The sequence below is a fragment of the Vibrio sp. A1-1 genome, from assembly GCF_021728175.1.
Taxonomy (GTDB): Bacteria; Pseudomonadota; Gammaproteobacteria; order Enterobacterales; family Vibrionaceae; genus Vibrio; species Vibrio diabolicus.
The window spans coordinates 14558-27322 of sequence record NZ_JAKKCL010000029.1 but is presented as its reverse complement, the minus strand read 5'-3'; the positions used below and the strand labels follow the sequence as shown (position 1 = coordinate 27322).

Here is a 12765-nt window from a genome sequence, read left to right as displayed (position 1 = left end):
GGACTTCAAGGCGGCAATAGACCAATTTTTTACTGTGACTCTTCCAGAGATCGCAGGCTCTTTGGCATCTCGAATTAATGATAATTTTCAGGTTCTCAAGCCTGCATCTTCAAGTTGATTCGGTATATACGAAAATGAAATGGGCATTTTAATCTTCAAACTACCTTAATTCATTGTTGTATTAGTGGTGTTTTTGTTATTAATAATTTTGATAATTATTGTTGTGAATTCATGTTTTTCTTAATAAGTTTTTTGAAATATCTTTAAATGTATATCTTTTAAAAGATTGCACACCTTCAACTTATATTGGACCGCATTGAACTTTAACAATTAAACTCTTTAATTTTAGAGATATAAATTGATAATCTTATTTTTAGTGTTTTTTTTATTCCTATTCTGGCGAGTTAGGTTTTTCTAGTCTATAAATTAAATATCGGCACTTTCTAAATAACTGCCGATAAAAATAATTTTAATTTCAATATTATAAATAGTTGGCTTTATACAATGGATATTGGCTTTTTCTGCCTGTTAAAAGGATTTCATATTACACCACACTTTAATGCCGCGCTTACCTCTATCAAGGTGACTGCGTGGCTGCCACATGTCAAACGATCTTGTTATAGAGGGGATTGGCAAGCGCTTGCTTTAGAAGAATCCTATCGAAAGGCCTATTACCCTAACTATTTACTACTCTCTGAATTTCCAGAATTGGAACTGTTTTTATCTCAATTTTGCTGCCCAATTTTGTCAGTACGGTTTATGAAATTAGAGCCGTGAGCTCAGATATTATAACGCCGAGCTTATGGCGTATGTTTTTCTCAAGTACAGGCGTGTTTACATCATTAACAACTGCTACAGCGGCAATTGAGGTTCATGAATTATGCAAAAGGGCTCACCTATAGAATTCTATCAGCAACGTCCTCAATCTCGTGAGACGGTCGGTGTTGAAGAAGTGCAGCAACAAACTCAACAGTTTGGTTTTGCTGAACCCGAAATGGATGAGCTGCTTAAGTACTCATTACGGACTCAACTTGAGGCTATGCTCCAAAACCAACTCAGCACGGCTGAACGCCAACGGCAACTGAAAGAGAGTTTCGCTGCGGCAGTTGAGCTCGTATTGAAGGAGACGAAAGTTGAGCACCTAACACTGGTGCAAGCCTTTCAGAGCATGTATGGCAACGCTTGCCAATCTCTTTCTCTGGCTAAACTCACTCAAGAGGAACTGACCCGACAGTACATTTCCACATCTGGGCTGGTGATGTCTCCACTTAACTGTAAACACACCATCAAAGATGTGTACCGAATTAAAGGCTTTGCGTGTGGTACAAACAAAGCTATCCAACAAATGCTTGCCAACAAGCCACAGGTTAAAGTGCTTTATCCAGCTTGCGGCCCCTTTGCACCGTTGCTGCTGCCTTTACTTGCTCACTACAAACAAAGTGATCGGATTAGCGCAGATCAGCTTCAGGTGACATTAGTAGATATTCACCCCGGAGCGATTAAAGCACTCAATCAATTGATCGCGGATCTTGATATCGCAGACTACATTGAAGCCTTAGTGGAAGAAGATGCTACCCAATTTTCGCCAACTCAAACGTTTGATCTCCTGATACTTGAAGCGATGCAGCATGGCTTTAGTCGGGAAGGGTTCCTCAGCATCGCGAAACATTTGGTTCAATATTTACATATTCAAGGCGAAATGATCCCCAATCAGGTATCTGTGCGCGCCATGATGGTCATCGGGGAGACGGAATTTAATCAACAATGGGAAAAAGCAGAGTATGCACATTCCAACCATTGCCAACCGGAATCGATAGATGATCGAATTGATCTGGGAGAAATTCTTAACGTCAATAAAGCCATGTTGCTCAAAAGCGAGATTTTTGAGCTAGATGGTGGAATAAAAATGCTGCAAGGCAACACCATTGAGCTGCCGAAAGATGTGCCAGATATGGCAAAACGTATCCTCGCCATTTACAGCCATATCGATACTTACGGAGATGCGATGGTCGGACAATACGACTCTGGTATTACCCATCCTAAACCCGACATGACTTTTTATGTGGATGCCAAGCCCAAAGCTGTTGAACACCATTACTTCGAAGCGAGGGGAGGGGATAAGGTCAGTTTCTATTATCAGTTAACCGGATTGCCAGGTTTTGTCGCCACCCATGGATGATTTCTATATGCAGCAAAAATACGTCGTTTTTACAGGAAGTTGTTACGCCTTGCCCATCATTCAGTTGTTGGCACAACAGCATAAATTGGCGGGCGTGGTAGTACCGGAAGGAGAACTAAATCCTGACTTACAGCAGCTACAGAGCTATCTGAGCGCTCAATCGATTCATATTACTCAGTATACCGCCAATGACAGCAGTGCTTTGATGGCGCAACTCGATGCTTGGCGAGTCACGGATGGCGTCATCTATTTGTTCAGGCACATAGTTCATTCCTCGCTGTGTCAGTTTTTCAACGGAAACTTGTACAACATTCATCCGGGAAAGCTGCCCGAGTATCGAGGCCCGATGCCTCTCTATTGGCAATTAAGAGAGGGTTTAGACACCTTTAGCCTCACCCTGCATCGTCTTGAGGCATCGGTTGATTCAGGCGCTATAGGAATGGAGTTAGAGGTACCATTTCACCCGTTTGAGACCTTAACCAGTGCTCAGCAAAAAGCGTCACAAATGACGGCTAAGCTGATGTATGACTTCCTCATCGCGCAACAAAAGCAAGGGCTGGTTTGGCGTGAGCAAGTATCAAACCCCAACGAAGTGGCACGAGCAGTAAACCAACATGATCTACACATTCGTTGGAACGTGCAAACGAGTCGCGAAATCGTCAATTTAGTGCGAGCAGGCAATCATGACTTCGGAGGTGCGATGTTGAGCTTGCCAAATGGTGTCGCCAATGTTTTGCAAGCAAGCGCAGTGGAGACTTCTTTAGTCGGTGTTGAGGCGGGGAGCATTCTCGAGATCAGCCCACAACATGGGTTACAAGTGAAAACGTTAGATAGCGCAATATCAATAGATGTTATTGCTACACAGCAAGGCGTGTTTTCGGGTTATCGCTACGCGCAAATGGCTGGGCTGGACGCTGGGATGTCATTGCTTCAGCACGCTTCAGCCTGCGAGTAAAGAAATATCTCAATACGGCTCTTTGCGGCATTAATGAAGCCCGTAACGGTATTTAATAATGCGAGATTGGAAAGTTTTACCCAACCACACCAATTACGTTATGGGTTGGTTTTAACTTAAGTGTATACGTTAAAAGGAAGAACAGTATGGCTACAGAACCGTATCTTGGGACACTAACCGCATTTGGCGGCAATTTTGCAATTAGAAATTGGGCAATGTGCTCGGGGCAAATGCAGGCAATTGAAGATAATCCAGCACTCTTCTCTCTAGTTAGCACTCTATACGGAGGTGACGCCCGAACTACCTTTGGTTTACCTGATTTGCGTGGCCGCAGTCCAGTTGGTGTAGGCACACGACCTGGGGGGATGGATTATCATCAGGGAGAAAGATTGGGTACTGAACTGATAACTATTGATATAACCCAAATGCCAGCACACTTACATACGGCAATTTTTACCCCTCTTGGCACTGCTGCACCTGTAACAGGCAGGATGCAGGTTGCTACCAATGCTGCAAATACGCAGGTACCCGAAAGTAATTCGTATATAGCGCAAAACTCTACCCCCGGGTTCTATAAACCGACGTTTCAGCAACCAGATTTGACTGAGATCGAAGGCTTAAGTGTGTCTGGTGGTGGCTCGGAAGGAGGTACTGTAACTGTGACTGAAACAGGCGGTTCAGAGCCACTTAATATTTTGAGCCCGGTATTGCCGATTAATTGGTTAATTGCCACTGCGGGAGTATACCCACCGCGCAGCTAATCAACCAAGAAAGAATTGGCTGAAACTTTCGCTAATCCTTTCCTATAAAAAATTAAATATTTAAGTTGATTATGATAACCCGGCTATGTTGATAAGGCCGTCATATTCAGGAGAGGAAAATGAGATTACGTCGTCAGGTAGCGATCGCAATTACAACAGCATGGGTGTCCTCAGCGTTTTTTTCCGGTGAAGTCTGGGCCGCACAGCAAACGATTAACTACTCTAATGGTTCAGGTTCCAATTTTAGTGAGGTGGAGACAGGCGTCACTGGGGGTATGCCCTCGGTCACTCTTACCAGTGCAGGTGCTGTGTCTATGGTATTAGATGCCGGCAATAGCACTGATAGCACTCCGTTTACTGGCCTAAATGACCTCGGGTTTGTAGCTGGTGTTTTTTTCTCAAATACCATGATTAATGAGTTCAACAATCGTGGCTTCCGCTTTTTTGAGCGATCAAGTACTAACTTCAGTTTCGACGAAATTACCTTTATGCAGGGGTCGGCCCGAGACTCAGATAAAACGTATCAACTTGTGTTAACTGGCTTCTCTAATGATACTCAAACAGTGACCGAAACTGTCACCTTGCCAAAAGGTGGTGAAGCAAACTCAGGGTTACAGGATTTGTTTACCCTGACCCGTGGTACAGACTTTACTGATTCTGCATGGCAGGACGTTGATACAGTGACTATGGCGTTTACCAGAAGTCCGGGTGCTGACTCTCGTTATCTTATCAAAAGTATCAAGATTGATGACGCTGCGGTTTCAGACTCAACCGCGCCGACTTTTGTCAGTGCGAGCTCAACCCCCACTGATGATGCAACCAATGTTTCTGTTAGCAACAACATCGAGATTGCCTTTGATGAGAATATTGAGCTGAAGAGCGGCAATATTACCATTCGTAATGTTACAGACAGTCGCGATTTTGAAGTATTTAATGTTGCCACCGAAAGCGATGGCACAACAACTTCACCAGGCGCTGGCCGCATCAGTGTTACCAACGATAAAGTTTACTTAAACCCAACCAGTGATCTGATAGGAAACCGGACTTACGCCATTCATATTGAATCTAGTGCCGTGGCTGACACCGCAAATAATAGCTTTGCTGGGATCAGCGATGATGCCACATTTAACTTTACTACGGTCGATACCACGCCAAATGCGCCATCTACACCCGATTTAGATGCTAGTTCGGATACCGGATCATTAAATACTGATAATATTACCAGTGACACTACTCCAACGTTTAGTGGGATTTCCGAGAGTGGATCGATCGTTACTTTATACAGTGATCAAGTCGGTGGAGGTGCAACGGTTATTGGCACAGGCACTGCTACTGGAGGAAACTGGCAGATAACAACCAATGAGTTGGCGTCTGGTATTACACATGCAATAAGTGCTAAAGCGTCTGATAGCGATGATAATGTTAGCTCGGCATCCAACGCGTTAAGTGTCACCATTGATACAGTAGCACCATCCGTAGTGAGCATTACCACGCCGATTGAGGCTGATAGTATCGTCAACGCTGCAGAAGACAACGATGTGCTTATCGCTGGCTCCGGCGCGGAAGCAGGCAACAGCGTGACCGTGACTATCACAGACAATAACAGCTCTGTCAGTCGTACGGTGACGGCCGACAACTCAGGCAACTGGACGCTGAGCGGCAGCGAGCTGGATATCAGTGGCCTGAACAATGGTACCCTGACTGTGTCTGCAACCCAAGCTGATATAGCAGGTAATATCTCCACCGCAGCCACACAGAGCATTACCCTGGACAATGCTGCCCCATCAGCAGTGACCATCACCACGCCGATTGAAACCGACGGTATCGTCAATGCGACAGAAGATAACGATGTGTTGATCGCTGGCTCCGGCGCGGAAGCAGGCAACAGCGTGACCGTGACCATCACGGACAATAACAGCTTTGTCAGTCGTACGGTGACGGCCGACAACTCAGGCAACTGGACGTTGAGCGGCAGCGAGCTTGATGTAAGTGCGTTTAACAACGGCACCCTGACGGTGTCTGCAACCCAAGCAGATATAGCAGGTAATACTTCCACCGCCGCCACCCAGAGCATTACCCTGGATAACGCCGCACCATCAGCTGTGACCATCTCCACGCCGATTGAAACTGATGGCATCGTCAATGCGGCAGAAGACAACGACGTGCTGATTGCTGGCTCCGGCGCGGAAGCAGGCAATAGCGTGACCGTGACCATCACGGACTACAGCAATTATGCCAGTCGTACGGTGACGGCCGACAACTCAGGCAACTGGACGTTGAGCGGCAGTGAGCTTGATGTAAGTGCGTTTAACAACGGCACCCTGACGGTCGCGGCTAGCCAGAGCGATGCTGCGGGCAACACCTCCAGTGCAGCTAGCAAAACATTTACGTTAGATAACGTGCAGCCAACTGTTTCTTTGAGCAGTTCAGACCTCGATTTGATCTCTGGCGAAACGGCGAGTATCACGTTCACCTTAAGTGAGTCATCAAGTGACTTTGCTGAGTCAGATGTCACCGTCACTGGCGGCAGTTTGTCCAACTTTGCGGGCAGCGGTAGCAGTTACACGGCGACCTTTACACCAACGGAAGAGAGTGTGGCGAGCGGCACCATTGATGTTGCCACCGGCACATTTACCGATGCCTCTGGTAACAGCAATAGTGCAGCAACACCACTTTCCATCAGCGTCGATACTATGCTTCCAACCGTCAGTATCACTAGCTCCAGCGCTGCGCTGAAAGCGGGTGAAACGGCAACACTCACGTTTACCTTGAGTGAAGCCGCAACTGATTTTGCCGAAGCCGATGTGACCGTTGCTGGCGGAACTCTTTCTAACTTTGCGGGCAGTGGCGCCAGTTACACGGCTACCTTTACACCTGCAGAAGAAAGCACTGAGGATGCAACTATTGATGTTGCAGCAGAGCAATTTAGCGATGCAGCTGGCAACCTCAATACTGCAGCGACTCAGTTGTTGATCTCAGTGGATACGGGGATCCCGACTGGACATAGCATCAGCATTGATCAGGAGAGCATTAACAAAACCAACGAACAGGCGATGAGCTTTACCTTCGCAGCAGCTGAAGTGAATGCGATGTTCACTTATCGCGTGACCGACGGTACCACGACCATTGACGGCGCTAGTCAAACAATCTCCTCGGAGACCATGCAAGTAACGGGCATTGACGTCACTGGTTTGCAAGAGGGGACGTTGACAGTAAGCGTGGTGGTAACCGATGCCGCAGGCAATGCATCTGATGCAGTGACGGATACCGTGACTAAACGCTACGATGTCGCGCCAACGGCAGTTGATGATAGCTTCTCGACTGAGGAAGATACGGCGAAACAATTTGATCTGTTAGCCAACGATTCCGACCTTAATGATGACATGGTCGCTTCTTCTGCAACGGTTAAAACGCAACCAATTAAAGGTCAGGTGTCGATCAGCAACGGCGTTGTTACCTATACGCCAAATAGTAATGAGACAGGCACGGATAGCTTTACCTATACCGTGAAAGATGCCCTGTTGCAGGAGTCACAAGACGCGACAGTGACCGTCACTATCATGGCTATAAATGATGCGCCAGTCGCGAAAGCGCTGACCATCAACACCGACGAAGATACCGCAAGCGCAGCAGTCAGCGCGCGTAGTCAAGCGGAGGATGTTGAAGATGGCATCCCAACGGGTGATTTAGCGTTAGTTAGTTTGCCTCAAAAAGGACAAGTCGCCATTGATCAAACTGTAGGCACTTTTGTATATACGCCGAATGCGAATGAAAATGGTAGCGACAGCTTTACTTACACGATCGCAGACAGTGAAGGCGGCGTTTCTCTTGCGGCCACGGTCAGCGTCAATATCGGTTCCGTCAATGACTCACCAGTGGCGGAGGCAGACAGTTTTACCTTTGATGAAGATGTCACATCGACACTCGATGTTTTAAGTAACGACAGTGATATTGAAGATGGGTCATTCACCGCGAGTAGTATTACCCTGCAAGATCTTGGTCAAGGAGAGGGGGGATACAGTTTTGCCACGGTCAGTGTCAATGCCGATGGGACCTTAAAGATTGTGCCAACAGCGAATGTTAATGGTCAACATAGCTTTACCTACACGTTAACCGATAGTGGTCAAGCAGTCTCCGTGCCAGCAACCGTCACGCTCAATATTACGCCAGTGAATGATGCCCCCGTTGCTGTTGATAACAGTGCGCAACTGCTGGAGGGAGGCTCCTTCGAAGTCAACGTATTAGGCAATGATAGTGATGCCGATGCTGGAGACAGTTTTGAACTCACTAGTGTCACAGTCGTCGATACGCCAGCATATGGCAGTGTGAACGTGACGGCGTCTGGAGCGATTGTTTACAACCCCAATGAAAACTACTTCGGTGAAGACAGCTTCACCTATACGGTGGCAGACTTAGCAGGTGCTGTATCTAACGTCGCAACAGTGACTATGACGGTAACACCAGTCAACGACGCACCAATGGCGCAAGCACAGTCACAAACGCTTGATGAAGACAAGAGTTTGGTGATCACGCTGGTTGGTTCAGATATTGATAACGATGATGACACTCTGCAGTATCTTATCACTGAGCAAGTCAGTCATGGCGTGCTAGAGCAGTTGACCAATAATAGTTGGCGCTATACACCAGAAGCGAACTTAAATGGCTCCGATTTCTTCTTGTTCAAGGTCAACGACGGTGATCTCGACTCGACAGAGGTTCGTGTCGATTTGACGGTGAATGCAGTCAACGATACACCAACCGCGACCGATGTTAGTGCTACGGGAGAGGAAGAGATACCGCTGACCATTACTTTAAATGGTAACGATGCAGAAGGCTCATCTTTGAGCTATCAAATTGTAACATCGCCAGTCAACGGTAATGTTACCGTCACAGGCAATCACGCGGTTTATACGGGTAACAGTAACTTCTTTGGTCAGGACAGTTTCACTTACAGCGTAAGTGACGGAGAACTTACCTCTGGAGTGGCGTTAGTGACCATCACGGTGAATAACGTTAATGACTCGCCAGTGATTACGGGTACCCCATCGACGCAAGTGGATGAAGATAGTGTGTATCAGTTTGTGCCCGCGGCATTGGACGATGACCCAGCGGATACTCTGACCTACTTGATAGCTAACAAGCCACCTTGGGCTACATTTGACAAGACAACAGGAGCACTTTCTGGCACGCCAAGTAACAGTGATGTGGGTACTTATCCAGATATCGTGATTAGCGTATCCGATGGTACTATTTCTTCCTCATTGTCAGCGTTTTCGATTACTGTGAATAACGTGAATGATGCACCTGTTATCTCTGGCTCACCAGCAACACAAGTGAATGAAGACAGCGCCTATCTGTTCACGCCACAAGTGTCAGATGTTGACAGCCAAGCCTTTACTTTCAGTATCGTGAACAAGCCATCTTGGGCTAGCTTTGATGCATCAACAGGCACGCTCAGTGGTACACCAGATAATGGTGATGTTGGCAAATATCAGGGCATTGTTATCTCGGTTTCTGATGGTCTCACGACCACAATGCTCAATAGATTCAGTATTGTTGTTAACAATATCAATGACGCGCCAGTGATCAGTGGCACTCCTGCTCTTACTGTCAACGAAGGCAGTACGTATCGCTTTGCGCTGCAGGCATCGGATGTTGATAGTAGTAGCTTGAGCTTTTCAATCCGCAATAAACCATCATGGGCAACCTTTGATAGAGCTACTGGGTTGCTAAGTGGTACGCCGGAAAATGAGCATGTTGGCAGCACCAATAATATTGTTATTAGTGTCTCTGACGGTGAGTTAAGCGCTTCTCTAGCAGCGTTTAGCATCACGGTAATCAACGTCAATGATGAACCAATGGCAGTTAATGATACCTATGTCTTTACCGAGAGTAACGATGGTAGCTACTTATTGGATGTACTCAGCAACGACAGCGATATTGATCTAGACACATTACAACTGGAATGGGTTAAACCTACATCTGGAACGGCAACGATTGTGGGCAGTCAAATCCAATTGGCAACGACCTCAATTGGTACAGTGACAGTGCAATACAGTGTGAAAGATGGTAATGGTGGAAAGGCCACCGCGAAAGCAATCGTGACAATTAAAAGTGCGAAATTGGACGCACCAACAATAACCGCACCTTCAGATATTGAAGTGAAAGCAACTTCGCTCTTTACTAAAGTTGCATTAGGCTCTGCCGTGGCCCGAGATAGTACAGGCAAGCTATTACCTGTTTCATTGGTCGACAGCACGACCTTCTTCCGACCTGGAACTAATACGGTCTATTGGCGTACTCAAGACTCTGATGGAAACGTCGCTGAGGCTAGTCAAACGGTAACAGTGTATCCACTGATAAGTATCTCCAAAGATGCGCAAACCACGGAAGGCACCAACCATAGCGTAACGATACACCTTAACGGCCCTTCGCCGAGTTACCCAGTAGTCGTACCTTACACGGTTTCAGGAAGCACAGACAGTGATGACCACACACTCACCTCTGGCGAAGTGGTGATAACTAGTGGTACCGAAGGCAAACTTTCGTTCGAACTACTTAATGATGGACAAAGTGAAGGCGTTGAAACCTTAGTGATTGATTTGGACAGTACCCTTAATCTAGGTAGTAAGCGTCGTTACACCTTGACAATCTTTGAAGAGAATGTGGCTCCGAAGGTCTCGGTAAGTGTATCTCAGGCGGGGGAGCAGCGGAGCCAAATTGAAAATGGTGTTGAACCGGTCACAATCACAAGCAGTGTTAATGATGCCAATATGTCCGATATACACAGTTTCAGATGGACTAGTGATAGCGATGTACTTAACCAAGCGATTGCGGGGCAGATGTACAGCGAAACATTGACTTTCTCTCCGCAATTACTGAGTTCAGCGATTTACAATTTGCAATTGACAGTTACTGACAATGGCACTCCACCATTATCAGTGACACGGAATGTCTATTTAGAAGTGGTACAAACATTGGCGGAGCTCGGAAGTGAAGATAGTGATGGCGACTTAATCCCGGATGATCAAGAAGGTCATAATGATAGTGATGGTGATGGCATTCCTGACTATCTTGACGCAATTTCTGACTGTAACGTAATTCAACAGGTTGTGTCAGAAAAAGATCGCTTCCTCATTGAGGGGCAGCCAGGTGTCTGTTTACGCAAAGGAATAACCATTCTGACTAACACAACAGGAGGAGCTTTATTGCTAGATGAGGAGCTTCCTAAAGATATCAACATGAAGAGCATAGGGGGAATCTTTGATTTTGTAGTAACTAATTTGCCGCTGTCCGGCCAAAGCTATCAATTAGTTTTGCCTCAGCGTTTACCTGTTCCAGCAAATGCAGTGTACCGAAAGTATAACGCTGAACAGGGGTGGATAGACTTTATTGAGGATGCTCAAAACACAGTGTCTTCTAGTGCTGGCGAGGCTGGTTATTGTCCGCCACCAGGGCACAGTTCATGGTCACAGGGTCTGACTGAAGGTGACTGGTGTGTACAACTTACCATTGAAGACGGTGGTCCGAACGATGATGACGGATTGGCTAATGGCAGTGTCGTTGACCCTGGCGTCGTTGCCGCTCGTGTAAACAATAATGCACTCCCTCAAGCGATTGACGACAATGCGTTTGTTAGTCTCAATGGTACGGTGACGCTCGATGTATTGAGTAATGATACCGATGCTGATGGTGATGGGCTGAAGGTAAGTCGCGCTTCTGTAGATATTGGTAGTGTTAGTGTGGTTGATAACAAACTAAGTTATGTCACTCAACCACAGTACTACGGGGAGGCTTTGATCACTTATAGCGTAACGGATGGTAATGGTGGAGCGGGATCGGCGAAGGTGACGGTGAATGTGGTAAACAGTCAGAATCCGAATGCGGTGGACGATAATATTACCACCGATGATCGTACCCCTGTCACGGTTTATGTCCTTGCTAACGATACCGATCCGGATAACGACACATTGAAGTTGGTTTCAGTCCAAGCGCAGTATGGGCAGGTGGTCATGAATGCAGATCAGAGCGTGACCTATACCCCTACCTCAGGGTTTGAAGGCAATGATGTGTTGACATATATCATTCAAGATAGCCAAGGCCTGCAAGACACAGGGAAAGTTATAGTGACAGTTAAGTTGGTAAGAGATGTAAAGGTTGAAAATACTTCAGCAGGATCATTGGGTAGCATAGTGTTGATGCTTTTGATTTTGTTAGGAGCCATGAAACGTTATGGAAGAAACAGTGCTCTAGCACTAATTGCTGTGTTTAGTTTTAGTAGTCAAGCGGGTTGGTATGTTGATGTTCAAATGGGGTCAAGCCATGCAGATGAGCGTGATGCTGTTAAAGGTGATAACGTAATTTCTACTGACAACACCGGGCTCTACCGTTCTATCGGGTTTGGATATACTTTTTCTGAGCAATGGTCAGGAACTATTCGTTATATAGATATGGGTGAAGGTAGTGCAACATTGCGTAGTGCGACTACTTCACCAGAAGACTATCACACCAGTGTCGCATCTATAGCACCACTCCTTGTTAAGGGCATAGGCTTCGACATCGGTTATAAGTTCTGGCAATACAATTCATGGTCCGCAAAACTGAGTTTGGGGGGCTTGTTCTGGGATACCGATATTGAAAGTACGTATCAAGGCAGCAAGATAACGACGGAAGTGGATGGTTTTGATGGATATATTGGTGCAGAAGTTGGCTACAACCTCTCAGATAATTGGGAGATCGGTGTCCAAGGCGCTCGTTATTTTTTACATGAAAATGATGTTGATATAATTGCGCTACAACTTCGTTATTTTTTTGAGCCGTTAGCAGCGTATTAACTTATGGTTTGGTATTTTTCGATAATTTGTATCTTA

At 46.3% G+C, this 12765-nt stretch carries 4 protein-coding genes and 1 pseudogene; all 5 read left to right on the top strand.

Going from position 1 to position 12765, the window contains the following annotated elements; genetic code table 11:
* A pseudogene (locus L3V30_RS23235) lies at positions 1–118 on the top strand (IS630 family transposase); the annotation flags it as partial.
* A 762-nt stretch (positions 119–880) separates the two neighbouring features.
* Positions 881–2179: a hypothetical protein gene (locus L3V30_RS23230; RefSeq protein ID WP_237310039.1), complete on the top strand. Its 1299-nt coding sequence runs from the start codon at positions 881–883 to the stop codon at positions 2177–2179.
* Between the two features lie 7 nt (positions 2180–2186).
* A complete protein-coding gene (locus tag L3V30_RS23225; RefSeq protein ID WP_237310038.1) occupies positions 2187–3134 on the top strand; it encodes a formyltransferase family protein in 948 nt (315 codons plus the stop codon).
* 146 nt (positions 3135–3280) lie between these two features.
* A complete protein-coding gene (locus tag L3V30_RS23220; protein ID WP_237310035.1) occupies positions 3281–3895 on the top strand; it encodes a tail fiber protein in 615 nt (204 codons plus the stop codon).
* 119 nt (positions 3896–4014) lie between these two features.
* A complete protein-coding gene (locus L3V30_RS23215) occupies positions 4015–12729 on the top strand; it encodes an Ig-like domain-containing protein (RefSeq protein WP_237310033.1) in 8715 nt (2904 codons plus the stop codon).
* Positions 12730–12765: the final 36 nt, after the last annotated feature.